General features: G+C 69.3%; 20 protein-coding genes. 4 read left to right on the top strand and 16 right to left on the bottom strand.

The annotated features are described in order from the left end of the window. The first annotated feature begins 149 nt into the window (after nt 1-149). The gene (locus ACTWQA_RS53885) at nt 150-1,061 is read left to right on the top strand and encodes a hypothetical protein (RefSeq protein ID WP_443166593.1); all 912 of its coding nucleotides are present in this window, start codon (nt 150-152) and stop codon (nt 1,059-1,061) included. Between the two features lie 99 nt (nt 1,062-1,160). Here the strand turns inward: ACTWQA_RS53885 and ACTWQA_RS53880 are convergent, their stop codons facing one another. The 14 genes from ACTWQA_RS53880 to ACTWQA_RS53815 form a co-directional block, all read right to left on the bottom strand. Continuing rightward, nucleotides 1,161-1,640, bottom strand: a complete 480-nt coding sequence (locus ACTWQA_RS53880; RefSeq protein ID WP_443166592.1) for a hypothetical protein — start codon at nt 1,638-1,640, stop codon at nt 1,161-1,163. 744 nt (nt 1,641-2,384) lie between these two features. Then, nucleotides 2,385-2,558, bottom strand: coding sequence for a hypothetical protein (locus tag ACTWQA_RS53875; RefSeq protein ID WP_443166591.1), 174 nt, complete (start codon nt 2,556-2,558; stop codon nt 2,385-2,387). Between the two features lie 18 nt (nt 2,559-2,576). After that, nucleotides 2,577-3,239: a hypothetical protein gene (locus ACTWQA_RS53870; RefSeq protein WP_443166590.1), complete on the bottom strand. Its 663-nt coding sequence runs from the start codon at nt 3,237-3,239 to the stop codon at nt 2,577-2,579. Beyond that, on the bottom strand, nt 3,240-3,968 hold the full coding sequence (locus ACTWQA_RS53865) for a PP2C family serine/threonine-protein phosphatase (RefSeq protein ID WP_443166589.1): 729 nt from the start codon (nt 3,966-3,968) through the stop codon (nt 3,240-3,242). A gap of 129 nt (nt 3,969-4,097) precedes the next feature. Continuing rightward, complete coding sequence (locus tag ACTWQA_RS53860) at nt 4,098-5,204, bottom strand: recombinase RecT (protein ID WP_443166588.1); 1,107 nt, start codon at nt 5,202-5,204, stop codon at nt 4,098-4,100. Beyond that, nucleotides 5,201-6,151 (bottom strand): YqaJ viral recombinase family protein, encoded by a 951-nt coding sequence (locus tag ACTWQA_RS53855; protein WP_443166587.1) that lies wholly within the window; start codon nt 6,149-6,151, stop codon nt 5,201-5,203. Before ACTWQA_RS53855 ends, ACTWQA_RS53860 begins: the two co-directional genes overlap by 4 nt. Further along, on the bottom strand, nt 6,145-6,579 hold the full coding sequence (locus ACTWQA_RS53850; RefSeq protein WP_443166586.1) for a hypothetical protein: 435 nt from the start codon (nt 6,577-6,579) through the stop codon (nt 6,145-6,147). The genes ACTWQA_RS53855 and ACTWQA_RS53850 overlap by 7 nt, the downstream gene beginning before the upstream one ends. Next, the gene (locus ACTWQA_RS53845; protein ID WP_443166585.1) at nt 6,579-6,932 is read right to left on the bottom strand and encodes a hypothetical protein; all 354 of its coding nucleotides are present in this window, start codon (nt 6,930-6,932) and stop codon (nt 6,579-6,581) included. Before ACTWQA_RS53845 ends, ACTWQA_RS53850 begins: the two co-directional genes overlap by 1 nt. Before the next feature lie 221 nt (nt 6,933-7,153). Continuing rightward, nucleotides 7,154-8,293, bottom strand: coding sequence for a DUF932 domain-containing protein (locus ACTWQA_RS53840; protein ID WP_443166584.1), 1,140 nt, complete (start codon nt 8,291-8,293; stop codon nt 7,154-7,156). Nucleotides 8,294-8,468: 175 nt separating this feature from the next. Beyond that, entirely contained in the window at nt 8,469-9,026 is a 558-nt protein-coding gene (locus ACTWQA_RS53835) for a hypothetical protein (protein ID WP_443166583.1), read from the bottom strand. Next, nucleotides 9,026-9,253 (bottom strand): BldC family transcriptional regulator, encoded by a 228-nt coding sequence (locus ACTWQA_RS53830; RefSeq protein WP_443166582.1) that lies wholly within the window; start codon nt 9,251-9,253, stop codon nt 9,026-9,028. The genes ACTWQA_RS53835 and ACTWQA_RS53830 overlap by 1 nt, the downstream gene beginning before the upstream one ends. Continuing rightward, nucleotides 9,250-9,645, bottom strand: a complete 396-nt coding sequence (locus ACTWQA_RS53825) for a hypothetical protein (RefSeq protein ID WP_443166581.1) — start codon at nt 9,643-9,645, stop codon at nt 9,250-9,252. Before ACTWQA_RS53825 ends, ACTWQA_RS53830 begins: the two co-directional genes overlap by 4 nt. 68 nt (nt 9,646-9,713) lie before the next feature. Continuing rightward, on the bottom strand, nt 9,714-11,480 hold the full coding sequence (locus ACTWQA_RS53820; protein WP_443166580.1) for a ParB/RepB/Spo0J family partition protein: 1,767 nt from the start codon (nt 11,478-11,480) through the stop codon (nt 9,714-9,716). Between the two features lie 108 nt (nt 11,481-11,588). After that, the gene (locus ACTWQA_RS53815) at nt 11,589-12,041 is read right to left on the bottom strand and encodes a single-stranded DNA-binding protein (RefSeq protein WP_443166579.1); all 453 of its coding nucleotides are present in this window, start codon (nt 12,039-12,041) and stop codon (nt 11,589-11,591) included. Between the two features lie 418 nt (nt 12,042-12,459). Between ACTWQA_RS53815 and ACTWQA_RS53810 the strand changes: the two genes are divergently transcribed. The 3 genes from ACTWQA_RS53810 to ACTWQA_RS53800 all read left to right on the top strand — a co-directional run bounded on the left by ACTWQA_RS53810 (nt 12,460) and on the right by ACTWQA_RS53800 (nt 14,631). Further along, nucleotides 12,460-12,597 carry a recombinase family protein gene (locus tag ACTWQA_RS53810; RefSeq protein WP_443166578.1) on the top strand — a complete coding sequence of 46 codons (138 nt, stop codon included), beginning with the start codon at nt 12,460-12,462 and terminating at the stop codon, nt 12,595-12,597. 762 nt (nt 12,598-13,359) lie between these two features. Next, nucleotides 13,360-14,214 carry a hypothetical protein gene (locus ACTWQA_RS53805; protein ID WP_443166577.1) on the top strand — a complete coding sequence of 285 codons (855 nt, stop codon included), beginning with the start codon at nt 13,360-13,362 and terminating at the stop codon, nt 14,212-14,214. Nucleotides 14,215-14,220: 6 nt separating this feature from the next. Beyond that, nucleotides 14,221-14,631 (top strand): hypothetical protein, encoded by a 411-nt coding sequence (locus ACTWQA_RS53800; protein ID WP_443166576.1) that lies wholly within the window; start codon nt 14,221-14,223, stop codon nt 14,629-14,631. A gap of 103 nt (nt 14,632-14,734) precedes the next feature. Here the strand turns inward: ACTWQA_RS53800 and ACTWQA_RS53795 are convergent, their stop codons facing one another. Then, nucleotides 14,735-15,115 carry a hypothetical protein gene (locus tag ACTWQA_RS53795; protein WP_443166575.1) on the bottom strand — a complete coding sequence of 127 codons (381 nt, stop codon included), beginning with the start codon at nt 15,113-15,115 and terminating at the stop codon, nt 14,735-14,737. Beyond that, nucleotides 15,112-16,815 (bottom strand): recombinase family protein, encoded by a 1,704-nt coding sequence (locus ACTWQA_RS53790; RefSeq protein ID WP_443166574.1) that lies wholly within the window; start codon nt 16,813-16,815, stop codon nt 15,112-15,114. Before ACTWQA_RS53790 ends, ACTWQA_RS53795 begins: the two co-directional genes overlap by 4 nt. Nucleotide 16,816: the final 1 nt, after the last annotated feature.

Raw genomic sequence — 16,816 nt, 5'->3', positions numbered from 1 at the left:
GGCTGAAGGACGCACACGAGGCCCGGGTTGCAGCCCGGCGAGAACTACGCCAGGATCCCCTATAACCCCTCCCGCGACTGATGGGTATTTAAGACCCGATCTGGTGCATTTTCTCTGACACACCTCGACCCGTCAGCCCTGCCATCGAAGTGTTACACCTGGCCGGACTTCTGGATGACGATCGCGTCCCCGCCATCGTCCGATGGTTCGAGCAGCGCGTCGAGACACTACCCGAGCAGATGAACGCCGAACTGCATGTGTGGTTCGAGGTGATGCGCAAGGGCAGTTCCACGCACCCTCGCCGGCGACCCCGCCAGGATCGCACCACCCGCAATCACTTCACCAACGCTCTGCCTATCCTGCGGATCTGGGCACGCACCCGTACCTCCCTGCGCGAGATCACCCGAGACGACGTACTCCGGGTCCTGGAATCGACCGGTACTCGACGCACGGACATCCTTGGAGGACTTCGCGCCATCTTCCGTGTTCTGAAGGCCCGCAAGCTGGTCTTCATGGATCCGACCGCGCGGATCCCTTCCGGCATGCCTCCGACGCAGATACCGATGCCACTCGAGCCAGCAGATCTGCGGACCGCGCTGATGTCCGACGACCCGGTGTGCGCCGCCATGGCCAGCCTGCTCATCTTTCACGGGTTGCGGCCACGGCAACTTCGCAGCATGCGGCTCACCGATCTCCGCGACGGCCGCCTCTACATTGACGATCAGGTCATCCTGCTGGCACCCCAGGTTGGGGTGCGACTGGCTGCCTATCTCAAGTACCGGTCGTCGAGATGGCCCAATACTGCCAATCCACATGTATTCATCAATCACGTGATCGCCACGGGCGTTGCCCAGACGACCTACAAGTGGGTGAACAAGGTCCTCGGCTTCCGTGCACAAGAACTGCGCGAAGATCGCATCCTTGACGAAGTCCGCGCAAGCGCAGGTGATCTCCGCCGTGTCTGCGACATGTTCGGCCTCACCGTCAACGGAGCTCTTCGCTACATCAGAACGCTGGGTCATCGCGACCTGCAGGAGCCACCCCATGGCACCATTTCCTGAAGACAAGACCGCTGCTCGACACAACGCGCCCCTCGGGGCGCAACAAAAGGCCCGGACCGGGCGAGCTCCCTCCCCGGTCCGAGCCTTTCCCGTGCAGCGTCATTTGCGGCGTCGACGAGAGGGGCCTTGGGCGGGAATCCCCTCGAGCCTTCCCCGGTATGGATGCGGGCGTTCACGGTGCTCCTCCCACCAGAGCAGCGCCCCCAGATGCCACGGCAGATCCGGGCGGTACGTCCGGATCATCTGGGGGCCCTGGGGGAGCGTGAGCAGGAACCGCCAGTACTCCTCGACCGCGCTCTTGACCGCCGCCATAGGGACCGAGGTGGGCGGGCTGTCGTCCACGTAGGCGAAGACGGCGGTCTCTTTCGACATGTCTATGTCGTAGAGGTTGCCGCCGTAGCCGGCCGTCTCGCTGCGACCCGACAGCGCGTCGTCGACTGCGCAGAGCGCGATGAGGCAGCAGTCGAACGAGAATCCCATGTCGAAGGTCAGCCACATGCCGAGATCGGCGAGCCCCGGGGGCTCCGGGTCTTCCGTGCAGAACTTGATCGACCGATCGGAGTCTTGATAGAAGTGCACTGGAACTCCTCTTGTGCTCAACATTGGCGTTGATTTTCATGACTGATCGGGCTGATCGGAGGGCCTTACGGGATAGCCCTCAAAGATTTTCCGGTCGCGGGATCATACCGTCCAACGATCTTCACTCCATGGTATTCGCCTACTCATCTGCCCCCTTCCGTTCCCGTGATCAAACTGCTGGCCGTTCTTGAAAGCCCCTGGTGTGGCCCTGTCGGCCTTCTCTGCCGACCAATCGTCGGGGAAGTACGTATCGACGGTGCCTTTGTCCTTCCGGTCCCGTTCCGGAGGCGGCTGGGGTCCGCCGCCTCACCCCTGGCCGACTCTCCTTGCTGGCCCTGCCCACGAAATGGGTCTGCGTCCTCCGAAGTAGCTCTCCGCCGGTCCTCACCCTTCGGTTCGCGCTCAAAGACCCTTCAGAAATCACGAACCTACGGGGGATCAGCAGCGGGCACGCCTCGATCGCGTACCGGGCGCAATCGGAGGGATGGAGCGCAGGCTCGGCGGAGTAGCCGCGGGTGAAGTCCGCGGGCCGCAGCAGCAGCGTGTACTTCCCGCCGGGCCTGGTCGACAGCGGCTGGCCGCAGCCGCCGCAGCCTTTGCCGGCCAGCAGGCTGTTGACGCGGCCGGGGTGGTTGATGCCGAACAGCGGCGGCCGCCGGTCGTTGGTGTGCCGGGCCGCCACCTCCGGCAGGGCCAAGCCGCCGTGGACGGGGCAACCGGCCATGCGCTTGGGGATACGGGGGCTCATGCGTCGAGCCCGTCGAACATGATCGTCCGGTAGACGGCGTCGATCGCAGCGGCCGCGTCCTCGTCGGTCATCTCATCCAGCCGCAGGAGCGGTGTGGTGTCCACCCGGACGTCGGCGAGACGGGCATCGGCGATGACCTGGCGGATGATCGCTTCGGTTTCAGGCGTCATGGGTGATCTCCCGCGTGCTCAGCAGCAAGGTGTTGCGGAGGAAGGCCGGTGGTCGCTCCAGTAGTCGCTCCAGCCGATGCCGTGGTCGATCACCTCGGTCAGGAGGAGGGAGTCCACGTCGAGGGCGGGCGCCAGGCTCACCGGCGCGATGACGCCGACGACCGGGCTGGGTGCCTGGTCGTCGAGGACGGCCAGGTGCTGGGTGGTTCGCCGCCCGGCGAGGCGATAGAAGGGGAACCGCTCAGTGACCCGGGCAAGCCAGTCGCGGTCGACCGCGACCGGCTTGCCACGCAACTCGCCGATCCGCGCCGACTCATACGACCACGGTGACCAGTCGATCGGACGCAGCGGCTTGCCGCCCGTGCGGGCGTACCTGGCCCACCTGGCCGCCAGATTGAGCGCCGGCCGCCGGTCGAGCAGCTCGGGCGGGCTGGTCCGGTGCCAGGTGTAGGTGCCGTCCGGCGGCAGGCCTGGCAGGTGGGCGACGCTGAGGCTGGCGCCGTCGACGTCGAGGCGCAGCTTGGCCAGGTCCCACACGGTGTAGCGGTCGCTGAGCAGGACCTGGCCGCCGGCCCGCACGAAGGTCACGAGCTTGGGGTTGAGGACCAGGTCGCAGATCAGGTCACGCACGGGGACGTAACGGACCGCGGTGCCGGCGGGCGTGGATGTGTGGAGTCTCATCTACTTTCCTTCCCGGTAGTGATCGAGCAGGTCGATGACGGCGACGGTGGCGTTGCCGCGGTCGCGGCTGCTCTCGGCCCGCCACAGCAGCTGGGCCAGCGCGTAGCCGCCTTCCTGGTAAATGCCGGCGAGCTTGCTGAGCCGGTCGGTCAGCGCGATCAGCCGCTCGTCGTCGTCTCGGGGCAGCAGGTGCGCGGTCAGCCCGCTCGTGGCCACGATGAGCCGCACGAAGCGCTCGATCGCGACGGTGCGCGAGTGCGGCCACAGCCCGCCGTGCGACTGGGAGACGTTGCACGGCGTCGCCCAGGGCGGGCAGGACGGCACGGTCAGCATCTCCACGTCGCTGGACGGCGTGACGCCCCAGACGGCCGTGTCCCCTGCCCAGGCCAGGCTGATGCCGCTGTAGCGGTTGATGGCCACGACGGTGGCGGTGCTGGCGCCCTCCTGACCGGGCGGGACAGGCAGGTTGCGCTCATCGACGTAGGTCTTGGCCGCGCGCAGCGCCTCGACCGGGTTGCCGGTCGAGGACGCCACCGCGGCGGCGATCTGGGCGGTGATCTGTGCGCACTCGGCGGCGTCGGCGTGGTCGCCTTCGCCGTCCGCGACGGCGATGGCCAGCGAGGGGCCGCCGTCGCAGATGTGGAGGTAGTCGGCGTTGCGGCGGCGGCCGCCGGCGATGCTGTCGTAATACAGCACGGCCAACTCGCCGGGGGGACTGTGAGCGATCATCGAATCTCCTCGGGGTAAACAAAGTCCCGGCTCCGCGCTGGCGGGCCGGGACGTCGGGATGACATCGGGGGCTTGGAACCGAGGGTGCGGTTCGTTCTGGCGGGCAAGGTGAACTGAGGAGCGTTCCGGCTAGTCCGGCTCGGCAGAGGGCCTGCCGGGCGTGAGGATCTCGCCTTTCATAGTGGGCAGCGGGATCTTGCCAAGCTCGGCGATGAGTTGAGCGGCCTGCTCCTCGGTGAGCTGACGGGCGGACTTCCGCTCACCGAACAGCCTCTCCACCACGTCCAGGGCAGCCTCCCGGCTCATCTTCCGGTCGCGCACGAGCCGGCCGATCGCGCGGTCCTGATCGCCGGTCAGCCCGCCCGTGGGGAAGGTCTCGCGGATCGTGACGGACTCACGGACCTGCTGGGTTGGGTCGGCCTCGGGCTGCTCCTCGGGCCGGTTCGGGTGCACTGTCGCCGTGACAGGATCAACGGCCGGGTCGATGTCCTCGCGCACCCCGCCGTCGTCGATGGCCCCGGCTGTGGTGAGCTGCCATGTGGCGGGAATCATCTTGGCGAGCGGCCCGCGGATCATGGTCTTCTTCCCCATCTCGATCGCCTGTTTGGTGATCGAGCCGTTCGGTCCGAGCGCCCATGGGCCGACGAGCTTGCCCTCCCGGTTCTTGGCGAGCGCGTACCGGTCGCGGTGGAGGTTCATGTCCGCCTGCGTCCACGTCTCGGTGACGATGTCCACACCGCGCACCACGGCGGCGCCGTAGTACCTGTCGGGCAGGCCCCGGTCGCCTTCGGCCATGGTGTGCTCGACGGTGCCTCGCGCTCCGTGCAGGACGTGCTTGAACGTGTCGTTGGTGTAGACGCAGTGCGCGGCGATGGCCTGCACGGCCGGGTCACGGTAGCCGAGCGCCACGTATCCCCGGTAGCCGATGACCATCGTGGCGTCCAAGCGGCTCTCGCGGTTGTTCCACATCGGCAGAAGCCAGCCGTGGCCTAGCGCACCGACCCCCGGGCGCAGGCCGAGCTGCGCGAAGTTGACCAGGCCACCAATCACGGACATGTCGTAGCATCCGGCCAGCTTCGGCGTCTTCTGCACGAGCTGGAGCGCATCGCGCATCACCTGCCGGATTGACATGCCCTCCGGCAGCGCTTCCCGCAGGATCTTCTCGTGGTCCACCACCAGGTCGGACAGTTGAGCGATCTGCCGCTCTAGCGCGGCAGATGGCTGGCGGGCGTTCATGCGGCTTCCTCCGTCGTCTTCTCGTTCGCCGTGTCGGGCGGCGGCGTCTTGTCGAGGTGCGGGTCTGGTTTCACGTACGGCACGCCGTTGGCGGCAAGCTGGCGGATGGCGTACTGGCGGCCGTTGTGGACGGCACGGCGGGCGAGCCCCATGTAGTCGCCGACGCGGGCCAGCACGTGCCGCTTGTGCTTCTCGGCTTCGTCAGCACCGAGGACGGCCGCGTGCAGGTCGGCCGCCAACTCGCCCGGTAGTTGCACGCTGGCCTCGGGATCGATCTTCGGATGCAGCTTGCGTACCGTGATGTAGGTGGCGGGGTGGTCGTCCAGTTCGGGCATCTCGTCCCAGAACACCGACGCGAGGAAGTCTTCGGCCGCATCGCGGAGCAGCGCCGCCTCGGCCGGGTCGTACTCGATGACGTACTCGCGGAACTGTAGGCGGCCGTCCAGCAGGGCGATGCGCCAGCGCTTCACGCCGAACGCGTCCATGTACCAGACGACCTGCACCCGGTAGTAGATCGGCACCTCAGCGGTGCCGGGGCGGCCCCACCCGGAACCGTAGGCGTCGGCGTCGGTCTTGATCTCGACCCCCTCGACCAGCACGCCGTCCTGCCAGCAGAGCGCGTCGGGACTGCAGAGCTGATAGTCGCGAGCGACGTGCACGTACGTGCCGCCCCGGCGCACCCGGAACTCGGGGTGCTGATCCTTGAACCAGGCGAGGATGCCAGGCTCCAGGTAGTGGCCGCGCTGCTGCGCCTCGGTTGGCGGCTCAGGCTGGATGAGGCCCTTCTGCAGGCACCACTCCGAGTACGGCGACGTCCACGGCGACTTCCCGATCACCGCGGCGATCGACGACCCGCCTAGCCGGCCGCGCCGTTCCTTCCGGCCGCGGCGGCTGTCTGGCCGGAAACGACCGAGACGGCGGGCGGACCCCGCGGTCACGGTCAGCATGGCCGCTCCCGACGTTGCTTCGGCTGTTCGCGACGCCGCTTGCCAGAGGTCTTCAGCCGGAACGGGCCGTACATCTGGTCCGCCGTCTTGAGCCCGTCTTCATCCTCGAAGCAGGCGCCGAACTCGCTGGTGAGGGCGATGCCGTGCCCACCGTCTTCGGTCGAGTGGGCGAACCAGTCCTTTCCGGTGGCGTCCGTCCACGTGTCTCCCGGCAGTGGTGGCCACTCGAAGGCGGTCACCAGCGTGTGCCTGACCCTGTCATCGTCCGTGCGGAAATAGGCGTCAGCTCCGGAGGGCCGATCAGGGGAAGCGATGCCGAACCGTGCGGGATCGTCCGGATCAACCTCCACGATCACGCCTCGGCGGACGACCTCGATCACGTCCCCGAGGCGGTAGAGCGGCTCGCTCCCCGGCTGCCGGGCACCCATCACGGCCGAGCTCGGCGCGCGGCCGCCACCGGCTCGGGCAGCGGCCCGCCGTACACCGGCTGTCCGTCGACCAGGACGCGCAGCCGGTCAGCCGCTGCCTGGTCGCGGGTGTACAGGTCGACGACGATGCCGCCGTCGATCGCCTGGTGGATGTAGCCGGTGACCTGGTCGGCGTGGACGCGGGCGATAGGCCAGCCGACGCTGCTTTCCAGCATCTCCGCCTCGATCGCCTCGACGTCGACGACGCTGCGGCCGGTCAGGACCATGATGTCACTGATGGCCTCCAAGGTGTCGCCGCCCCAATCGCCGTGGTCGCTCAGCAACCGGCGGTAGATGGCTTCCAGCGCCTGCACGTCCGACAGCGGTGGCCTGCCGGCTTGCGAGGCGGTGGAGGGCTGAGACGTGGTCGAAGTGGAACGTGGGGCCGAGCTGGGGCGTGGGGCCGGGATGGGCAGGTCGGACAGGCACACCACAAGCGCCTCCCTTTCTTAATCGGGGACAAGGGGATGCGAATAGAGCGCGGCCTGGCGCTGGCGGCCGAGCCGCGCCCGGATCGCGAGGACGGAGGGGCGAGTCAGCGGCCGGTCGCGGCCAGCTGCATGGCGCGCAGCGCCTGGCTCTCCATCTCGTGCGCCGTATCGGCGTTGGGCAGCGTCTGAGCGACGCTGGTGACCGCGTGCATGATGCCGCCGGCGCTCAGGTCAGCGCCCTTGATGAAGTGGGCGAGGATCTGCTCCTGGTACTCGTCGGTGAAGGACAGCTTCTTGGCCACCAGCTCGATGGTCCGGCTGGGGTCGGCGATCTGAGTGCGGGCCAGGCCGGTCAGCTCCTGCAGCTTGGCGCGCACGTAGTCGACGTCCAGGAAGGTGGTCACGGCGTCGCGGGTCTGGGCGGCGATCAGCTCCAGGTTCTTCTTGGCGGTGTCCTCACTCCAGCGCACGACGCCTTCCTCCATGCGGGCGCCGAGGTGGACGTGCCGCAGGGCGTCGACGGGGATGGTCATGCCGTTGCGGCAGACCTGGACGACCAGGCGGGGGACGATGGTGAAGGCTCCGCAGCCGGTCTCGCTGTTGGACAGCAGGAACCCGGCGAACACGATGGGGTTGTCGGCGCCGGCGGCGCCGGTGAACGGGCTGCGGTAGTCGCGCAGCAGATCCGGAGCCAGGGCGCGGACCTGCTCGCACACCACCCGCACGTACATGCGGCGCTCGGTCAGGTCGCAGCCGTCGATCTGGACCTGCACGCCGGCCTGACGCACGCCCTTCAGCGCGGCCGTCAGCACGTCGAGGTTTTCGATGATCCGGTAGCTGTCACTCAAGAACGCCCGGGCGACGCCTTCGCCGCCGCCGGTGTGCAGGCCACGCAGCAGGAAACGGCGATCGGCGCTCTCCATCCAGCCGTTGACGTTGGCGTCGTACAGGGCCGGCTTCTCCGCGCGCAGGCGGCGCAGGTACTGCTGCGGGATGCCCAGCTTTCCGGCCAAGCCCTGGTCGCACACCTGCGTGGGCAGGTACAGCCCGGCGGTGCTGGTGACACCGTTCGGCGACAGCAGCGGCGCCGTGCCGACGAGTTGCAGCCGGGTGCCGATGGCGCGGATTTGGTCGCTGTGGACCACGACGTCGACCTTGTGGACCTGCTGGTCGCGCAGCAGGTTGACCAGGTCCTCAAGGCGGGCGTTGCGGGTGGTCAGCGCGATCGGGGATGTGGAAGTCATGCCAAGGTCCCCTTTCATCAGGACGAGAAACGGGGGGATAGAGGAAGCCCGGCCGCCTGGGCAGGCGGCCGGGCAATGGTGCGGCAGTGGGGGGCAACTCGCAGGGCTGCCTGGGCTGGCCGATGCGGGTTTGGCGGCTCCGGCAATCGAGCGTGAGCAGCGGGCGGGCCTTCGATCAGGACGCCTCGGACAGCGTGTCCAGGAACTCCTTCGCGTCCGGCAGCTGGTCCAGCGGCCAGCCGGCGACCAGTGCGGCGGGCCACTGCTCGCCGGAGTCCTGTCCGGTGACGAAGCGGCCGCGGTTGTGCGGCTGGAGCTGCGGCCCGCGGTAGACCTCGAAGACGCCGGTGTCGAGGTCGAGCAGGTATCCCCACTCGCAGTGGGAGTTGGCGGGGAAGTCGCAGGCGTCGATGAGGACGCCTGCCTCCAGGATCGCCTGGGGGTCGCCCTGGGTCTTCCAGAGCAGCTCCCACCAGCCGCGGCCCGGCCAGGACGCCGACGGGTTGTCGGCGTAGGTGCGCAGCCGGCGGACGTCGTCCTGGGTGGGCCAGGTGTCCGGGCTGACCACCCGCAACGCGACGACCTGCTGCCACAGGACGTCGCGGGCTTGCGTGGCGGTGCGCAACCAGGTCAGCACGGCCAGGCCGACGCCGGCCGGGTAGGAGTCGTCGTGGATGTAGGTGATCCTCTCGGCCTTGTCGGCGACGAAGCCGACGAATCCGCGCGTCGCCATCACTGCTCGGTCGAGTCGTTGGCCGGTACGTTGGCCGGCACGATGGTCGGCGTGCCGTTCAGCAGGGCGCGCACCTCGGCCTCGCGGTAGCGGCGGTGACCGCCCAGGGTGCGGATGGAGGTGAGCCTGCCTGCTTTCGCCCAGCGGGTGACGGTCTTGGGGTCGACGCGGAACATCGCGGCGACTTCGGCCGGCGTCAACAGCGGCTCGGTTTCTACGTGGGTCATGTCGGGTCCTCCGATCGGTGATGAACATCAGGGGTCAAGGGGCTGGCAGACGCAGGCGGGTACGGCGGCCGTCCGCGCTGGGGCGGGTTGCCGGCGAGCAGGGCCTCGGCGTAGCGGCGCAACGCTGGATCGACGATCTGGCTGGGGCTGGTGTAGGTGCCCTCCCAGTCGCCGGCGCCGCTGGAGTCGTGGACGGCACCGATGTGGTCCAGCTGGATGACGCAGCCGCACCCGCCCGGGCAGCGGGTCAGCAGCCGGATCGTCCATGTGGGCTGGTAGCCGCCCTCCCGGCTGGGCAGACACTTGCGGCAGTCGGAGTGGCCGTCCTGGGCGTGCTGGGTGTCGAGCCCCTCGACGATCTCGAGCAGGTAGTCGGCCAGTGCCATGTCCACCTCCGGGACAAGACAGCCGCCGTGCTCGGGACGATCCCGGGCACGGCGGCGTGACGGGCAGAAGCGGGTCAGGCGGCCATCGGGCCGGAGGCCGCCTCCTCAGCAGTGCCGTCGGTGTCGTGCAGGACCTCGACGTCCGGCTCGGACGGCTCGGACGACTCCTGTGGCGATGCCTCCCACTGCGGCTCGGCGAGAACCTCGGCGATGGTCGCGCCCTCGGCCCCGTCGTGGCCCTCGGGGGTGTCGGCGGGCGCTTCCTGCTCGGGCTCCCCGATCTCGTCACCGGCCAGAGCGACGGCGCTCTCCAGCTCCTCCTCAGGCTCCGGCTCTTCCCGCGAATCGGAGACGCCCTCGTCCTGCCAGGCGGGCGTGTCCCCCCGGTACGGCACGCCGTCGATCAGCGACTTTTCGATGGGCGCCGGATCGTATGCCTTGTCGCCGAGCTCGGGCCCGAGCTCGGTGACAAGGAAGCGCAGCCAGGTGGCGGCATCAGCCCTGGAGCAGGGGGAGTAGCGGCCTTCCCGCCAGGTGTTCTTACACTCGCTGGACGCCGCGCTCATCTGGTACTCCCAGGCCACCGCGATGGGCAGCAGCTGCAGCAGCGCCAGCCGTCCGGGTGTGGCGGTGGCCAGCGCCGCCTCAAGATCGGCAGGCCCGCCGAGCTTGCCGTACAGCGTGCACATCGAGGCCGAGCCGAGCTTGTCGCGCACCGGGGCCGGCATGTCGTTGAGGACCCGGGTGATGAACCGCGCGACCGGCTTGGGCGCGCTCTTGCGGGTGAAGAACGACGCCAGCCACTCCTGGCGGACCGTAGCGGCCGCCGTCCAGGCCCGGTTGCCCTGCAGGACGACCTTGCGGGGCGGGCCGTCGTCCTTCGCCCTGGCAGAGGGCGGGAGCGTGATGACCGGTGGAGGCGTGTAGCCGTGCCGTTCAGGGCTGCTGCAATACAGTTCCGGCTGCTCCTGGCGCCAGGAGTAGAAGAACGCCCCTCTGCCGGGGCAGTCGGCGTGCTGGGCGGGGTCGAACCCTTCTACGCTGGCGGCCAGGCGGCTGAGCCGGACAGCGCCCGGCGGTTCGTCCTCGGTCACGGGAATGCCGGCGGCTTCGAGTTCGGCCAGCGCCTGGGCGTGCGCGGCGGCCTCCTGCCGATCCCGGCGCACGCGCTCGATGGCGTGCCGGCTGCTGTGCCCCCACTGGGAGATGAGCGCATCGATCTCGGCCAGTGCCTGCTCGTCGCCGTCGAACTCCTCCAGCAGCGCGAGCTCATCCAGCGTCCAGGCGTATTCCATGGCCTGGGCACGCTGGCGGGTCGGCTCCGACAGCTTGCCCGCGGCGATTGCGGTGGCGATCTCCTCACGGCTGCGGCCGGTCTTCTTGCGGATCTCGGTCCGGGTGGCGCCGAGCTGGTGGGCCAGGAACAACGCTCGCGACTGCTCGAAGGGGGTCAGGCCGCGGCGCAGGTCGTCGTCGTTCTCCACAACCTGGTCGACCAGCAGGCTCGCCCGGTCATCGGCCTTGGTCAGGTCGATGAGGCACAGCAGCTTCTCCCGCTTGATTGTCAGGGAGCCTTCAAGGCGGCGGTTGCCCTTGACCACCCACCACAGGTGGTCTTCTTCGCCCTCGCCACGTTGATGGTCGGCCGGGATGGGGATGACCGTCACCGGGACCTGCTGCTCGGACTGGAGCGAGGCGCAGAATTCCCGGGTGATGTGGTAATCCTCGCGCACGTTGTCGGGGTGGTGACCGAGGTGCTTCACCGGGATCCACGCCAGGCGGTAGTCCTTCGGCACTTCCAGGTCGATGTCGCCGGGGATCTCCTCAGCAATGCTGGACATGCGAAATATGGCTCCTTCCGTGATACGGGGGGAAGACGACGGCCCTGCTACGCGGCCCCCAACACGCGTAGTGGGCGGGGCGATTCCGGCGGAATCACCGGGCTTTGGTCAGGCGGCCGCGGGCAGGTTCGTGTGGCTGGCCGTGGCGCCCTGCACCATCCGCGGGGAGGGGGTGCCTGCCGGCGGCCAGGCGGTCTCGGCCTCGGACACCACGCTGTAGCGCGAGCACAGCCCGATCGCGGTCGCGGTGATCTTGATCACGGCACGCACGATCGGCTTGTTCGCGCGATCCTTGGTCTCGTAGCTACGGGCGAGCAGGTCGCAGCCCTGGACCACGATCACGTGCCCCTTGCGGTACGACTCGTTCGCTCGGATGGCCGCCACCCCGTAGGTCACCACCTCGACGTGCCGGGTGGGGATGTAGGCAGATCCGTCCCGGCCGGGCGAGGGCGGCCCGTTGACCTCCAGCGTCGCCGACCACATGGCAGGTGCGGTGTTGGAGACCGGGAAGAAGCGAGGCTCGAAAGCGATCCGGCCGGTGATGCTGATCTGGATGTCCATGTGCGGCCTCCCGTGGCCTGGCGCCCTTGTCCGGGCGCCAGCGGATGTAGCGGGGTCTGACCGGGGGTCGAGAGTCCGCCTGGTGGCGGGCCCGTCCCGGCAAGGCAGAGACCGCACCGCCAGAACCGGGGCCGCAACCCGGGCGGTGCCGCTGCGGCAAGATGTTTTGCCCCCGGGCAAAAGATCTCTGCCGCAGTGGCACCCACCCGCAAAGGCCGCAGGCCCGCGACATGCGGGCGAGTGCCCGGGTTGCGGACACGGGGCGTCGGCGGTGCAGGATCGGCCTGCCGGGGAGACGGGCGCCGCCCAGGACCCACTCGCCGCGGCAGAACCCAGACGGCCGGGAACCACGCCCCAGGGGGCACCGCGAGATGCGCACGGCCTGGATTCAGCCTCGGCAGTTGCCAGCCCTCAGGCCGTGGCCGCGCACGTACTGACCGTGGTGACCGAGTTACGCGAGCGCGGCGCCAAGGTCGTGTCCCTGACCGAGAACTTCGACCTGGACACCGAGGAGGACCGGTTCATGTTCGCGCCCGGATCCAGAAGAAGGCGATAGCGCACTTCAGGCAGCTGTAACACCAGGGGGCAGCCTGGCAGAGGCCGACCATGCATCGCCGGCCTGATGACTGGCAGCCTCCTCCTTGCAGCCGGACTGGTGCTCCATAAGGAACAGAAAAGACAATGAGCGGAGGCTTCAAGCCTCCGCTCACGCCTGGGGAGTCCTGGTGGAAGGCAAGACGTCCCTGTTCGGTGCGCCCGTAGTCTTGGTCGTGTTCCAGTCGAGCAAGGAGGGTCGGTCGCACTTGGCGCCATCGACACCGGTGCAACAACGGAGACTGCGTTGAGGTGGCGTCGCGGGCTTTTTGAGTATCAGGCATTTAGCGCCTGGTTCAAAGAGAGCTTTTACAGGATGAGACAGTGCTTGACGCCTGTTGACGTGTTGGGTGGGGCCCTGGACACGTCGTTCCCTTACCTGCATTTACCTGCGCTTGGGGCAGCCGGGAACGGGTTTGCCCATATCTGTAAATCGGTCGGCATCGCTTTGCACCCAAAGCGCGGGAGGGCCACACTTAGTGGAGCGGACTGCAGACTCCGCGGAGTGGGCCGACTGTGGAAGGTCGGCCCGTTCGTGTACACGGAACTGCCGCCCGAAGTGTTCCAGTCGCACAAGGGGAGTGCTGATCAGCCTTCCCTTGTGCTTTAAGCGGGAGGGATTCTTCGCAATGCGTGCCATCGCGTCGACCACTACTTGGGCGTGCGCCCGTGTGGTCTTCTCATCAGCCAGCGGCACATCGGCCGCCGCACAGGGAAAACGCCCATGAGCGGTATCCCGATCACGCACTCTATACAGGTAGCCGAAACGAAAGGGGCGGTGACCGCCGAGCGGACCCTCCGGAGCGAGCAGATCCTGGAGGAGATGACCTTCGAGGACATGCTCAGGTCCTTCGTCGAGACTCACACCGGTGGCACCGACTGGCAGGAGCACAACTGGCCGCCGGGAACCAGCCGCGGCGTGCTCCGCCGCGCGCTGAATGCCCAGGACACGCTGCCCGGATGGCGCCTGGTCCTCAGCCTCTTGGACCAACTCGGCGCACGTAAGGGCCTCATCCCGGCCTTCCACGCCGCATACGAGCGGGCCAAGCTCTACCGGCCCTGGTCCGAAACCGTCCGCATTGATCAGGACGCCGACGGCGCCAGCACCCTGGTGATCAACAATACCGGCACGATCTACCTCCAGCCCGAGCGGCGCGTCCCCCAGCGTCCCGCCGCACGAGCTGAGCCAGTGATCCCGGACGCGCCCGGATTCAGCCTCAAGCCTGACCCGTTCTCGGCTCAGTCCGTGGCGGAACTGGAAGAGCTGGCCAGGCAGTTCTGGAGGTGGGCCGGCGAGCCCTCTTCCAGGGAGGTCGCCAAGCGTTCTCAAAAGACCTTCTCGCACGCGACGATCGCCAAGTTCCTCTACGACAGACCAGGCCAACCGGTGCTGAAAATGCACTACCTGCTGGGGCTGATCCGCGGGTGCGGTGGTGACGCCGAAGAACAGCAGCGGTGGGTCACAGCCTGGCGTCTCCTGCAGCAGCAGGCGAGCACCGCTCCGCACGGGGCGAGGACGCTGCGCAGCGTAGCCTCCGAACCCGGATCTCCCAGCGCTTTGGCGGCTCGGGCGGGGTAGGCAGGTATGTCAGCCAGTCAGGGCGGCGAGCCGGTCGAGCCGGTGGCGCCGCCCACTCCGCCGTTCAGGAAGGTCAAGGCCGCCGCCACGGTAGTCGGCGGAGGCACGGTCGTGACCGCGCTGATCGCCAGCGGGGTCATCCCGCTGGCCGTCGTCATCCTGGGGATCATCATGGCCGGCGTTCTTACCGTGGTGGCCATCGTGGTGCTGAAAGATGACGGCGAGTCCACTCGGTTCGACCGGCTCATGTGCCTGCTCGGCATGCTGCTCGGTCGGCCGGCAACACGATTTCTTCCGAAGCGAGCCGTCGAAGAACTACCTCACAAGCGACCTGCCCCTGTCCTTCCTCTGCAGGCTGCGCCACTGGCCATCGAGGGCGAGAGCGTTCGTGAGCCGAGCAAGGAGGATGTGGCCTAGGGACTGGGATCCGTGAACCCTAGGCGAGGGGGCCGCACGCTGGTGGCGCAGCGGCCCTCGAGAGGAGCGGGGGAGCAGCGGGGTGGTCGGGGAGGCCCGTCAGTCAGCGCCACACAGGATGGGCGGTGGCGGTGATGCGCCACCAGGGCGGGGCGATCGCCAGAGTGGCGGCGATGAACGCGGCGGCGGCCTGGTCGGCGTCGGGCGGTGCGAACACGTACGTGCTGTGGTCTCCTCCGCCCTGGCGGAACGTCACGCGCCCGGCGTCGGCGGCCAGCGCGGGCAACTCGTCGAAGATGAGCCGGGCGTCCTCATCGCTCTCCAGGTCGCCGTGGGCGATGGTGACCGGGGCCAGGCCGCGCGCCGCCAGCGCGGCCTCCGCCACGGCCGTGGTGTCGCTCATGTGGCGCGCCCACTGCTGGGCGCGGTCGCGGGCGGCGTCGAGGTCGTCGGGGCCGGGCTGGTCTCGGGGATCGTCGTTCATGACTGGCTCCCGTTGTCGAGGTCGTGCAGGACGGTGTCGGCGGGGTCGCCGAACAGCGGGCCGGGAGTGGCGAGCAGCTGGTCGACGGCCTCGGTGCGGGTGGCGGCGCGGTGGACGACGACGCGCCCGTCCGGGGCGAGGGCCTGCCAGCGACGGCCGGAGCGGTAGACGCGCCCGAGCTCGGTGTCGTCGTAGCCGTCGTCGATGTGCACGCGGTAGGAGCCATCGGGCAGGCGGGGCAGGTTGTCGGCGAGCGCGGCGGCGGCCAGCTGTGCCGGGGTGAAGGGGCTGATCGGCCGCTCGCGCGCAGGGCGAGCGCGCGGCCGGCGGGGCGTGCGGGCCTCGGGACCGAGGTCGGGCAGGGGTGCGGGGGCGAGTAGCGCGGCCAGCAGCGCGGTCACGGCCTGCACGCGGTTGGTGCTGGCCGATCCGGGCACCGGGCCGTCGATCGTGCAGGCGACGTCGCGGCTGCGATCGTCGCGCTGGAGCCAGCCAACGCAGCGGCTACGCACGATGACGTCGGTGCGGCCGGGCACGCGGCCCTTGAGCAGGCTCCAGGACGCCAGGCTCGCCGGCGAGGTGTCGAGGGTCCGGCCGCGGGCGTCGGTGAGCGGGCCGGCCGCTACCGCCGCGTGCTCGGCGCCAGGGATGCCCAGCGCGGCGGCCGCGAGCCGGGCGGCGTTCAGCCCGATCAGCACGTCGCGCCCGGGCGCGTCGCCCGTGGGCAGCGTGGTGACGAGCCGCCCGTCACGGTCGTGGATCTGCCAGCCGACGGGTGCGGCATGCAGCCATCCCACCCGTTCCCCGTCGACCAGGAGGAGGCAGTTCTCGCCACTAAGTTTCGCCAGATACAGCTCCGGCGCTGGCGCGGCGGCCCGCTGGTCGACCGGCTGGGCGTGCCGCGGTGCTGGTAGAACGGCTGGCGCGTCCGGCTCGGCGAGGCCTTGGCCGGACGCCTCGGTGACGGCCTGGCGGTGGTCGGCGGGTGCGGACGTTGGCTCGACCGCCTGCTCGCGCGTCGAGCTCGGCGTGGTGGCGTCGGGCGTGGGGTCGGACACGGCCATGCCGCCTGGGCCGGGAGAGGACCGGGCGTGGTCTGGGTCGATTAGTGGGGCCGCCGCCGCGGTGGTGGGCGGGGAATCGTCTTCGAGGGCGCGGTACAGGGTCGAGCGGCCGACGCCGAGCTCGAGGGCGATGTCCGGGATGGACTGCCCGCGTGCGCGCCGGGCCCGGGCGGCGGCCAGCTGGTCGTCGGACAGGGCGCGCGGGCGACCGCCGGGGCGGCCGTGGGCGCGGGCGGCGGCCAGGCCCTCGTGGGTGCGCTCGCTGCGCAGGTCGTGCTCCAGCTCCGTGACCAGCGCGGCGGTGGCGAACAGGCCCTGCTCGGCGGGCGTGCCGCGGGGCTCGTGCAGGCCGGCGCTCACGCCGGACAGGATCTGCAGGGCGATGCCGCGCGGGGCCAGCTCGCCGGCCAGGAGGGCCAGCAGCGCGGTCGCGTCGGGGGCGAGCTGGCTGGGCCGGGTGACGACCAGGATGTCGCCGACGGTCATGCGGTCGAGTGTGGCGCGGAGCTGGGGCCGGTTCTGGCGGGGGCCGGCGGTTTCGGAGACGATCTCGTGGCAGCCGGAAGCGCTCAGGACCTCCTCGGAGTGGTCCTGAGCGCCGGTGGTGCGGGTGTAGCCGATGCGGTAGCGGTGCATG

It is taken from the genome of Nonomuraea sp. 10N515B, from assembly GCF_052245915.1.
Lineage (GTDB): Bacteria > Actinomycetota > Actinomycetes > Streptosporangiales > Streptosporangiaceae > Nonomuraea.
This window is presented reverse-complemented; position numbering and strand designations above follow the sequence as displayed.

What these genes read in the sequence shown, in the direction of transcription:
- ACTWQA_RS53820 (WP_443166580.1), bottom strand. Translation starts at nt 11,480, where the DNA reads ATGTCCAGCATTGCTGAGGAGATCCCCGGCGACATCGACCTGGAAGTG.
- ACTWQA_RS53830 (WP_443166582.1), bottom strand. Translation starts at nt 9,253, where the DNA reads ATGACCCACGTAGAAACCGAGCCGCTGTTGACGCCGGCCGAAGTCGCC.
- ACTWQA_RS53850 (WP_443166586.1), bottom strand. Translation starts at nt 6,579, where the DNA reads ATGGGTGCCCGGCAGCCGGGGAGCGAGCCGCTCTACCGCCTCGGGGAC.
- ACTWQA_RS53860 (WP_443166588.1), bottom strand. Translation starts at nt 5,204, where the DNA reads ATGAACGCCCGCCAGCCATCTGCCGCGCTAGAGCGGCAGATCGCTCAA.
- ACTWQA_RS53790 (WP_443166574.1), bottom strand. Translation starts at nt 16,815, where the DNA reads ATGCACCGCTACCGCATCGGCTACACCCGCACCACCGGCGCTCAGGAC.
- ACTWQA_RS53800 (WP_443166576.1), top strand. Translation starts at nt 14,221, where the DNA reads ATGTCAGCCAGTCAGGGCGGCGAGCCGGTCGAGCCGGTGGCGCCGCCC.
- ACTWQA_RS53865 (WP_443166589.1), bottom strand. Translation starts at nt 3,968, where the DNA reads ATGATCGCTCACAGTCCCCCCGGCGAGTTGGCCGTGCTGTATTACGAC.
- ACTWQA_RS53875 (WP_443166591.1), bottom strand. Translation starts at nt 2,558, where the DNA reads ATGACGCCTGAAACCGAAGCGATCATCCGCCAGGTCATCGCCGATGCC.
- ACTWQA_RS53795 (WP_443166575.1), bottom strand. Translation starts at nt 15,115, where the DNA reads ATGAACGACGATCCCCGAGACCAGCCCGGCCCCGACGACCTCGACGCC.
- ACTWQA_RS53840 (WP_443166584.1), bottom strand. Translation starts at nt 8,293, where the DNA reads ATGACTTCCACATCCCCGATCGCGCTGACCACCCGCAACGCCCGCCTT.
- ACTWQA_RS53835 (WP_443166583.1), bottom strand. Translation starts at nt 9,026, where the DNA reads ATGGCGACGCGCGGATTCGTCGGCTTCGTCGCCGACAAGGCCGAGAGG.
- ACTWQA_RS53805 (WP_443166577.1), top strand. Translation starts at nt 13,360, where the DNA reads ATGAGCGGTATCCCGATCACGCACTCTATACAGGTAGCCGAAACGAAA.
- ACTWQA_RS53855 (WP_443166587.1), bottom strand. Translation starts at nt 6,151, where the DNA reads ATGCTGACCGTGACCGCGGGGTCCGCCCGCCGTCTCGGTCGTTTCCGG.
- ACTWQA_RS53870 (WP_443166590.1), bottom strand. Translation starts at nt 3,239, where the DNA reads ATGAGACTCCACACATCCACGCCCGCCGGCACCGCGGTCCGTTACGTC.
- ACTWQA_RS53815 (WP_443166579.1), bottom strand. Translation starts at nt 12,041, where the DNA reads ATGGACATCCAGATCAGCATCACCGGCCGGATCGCTTTCGAGCCTCGC.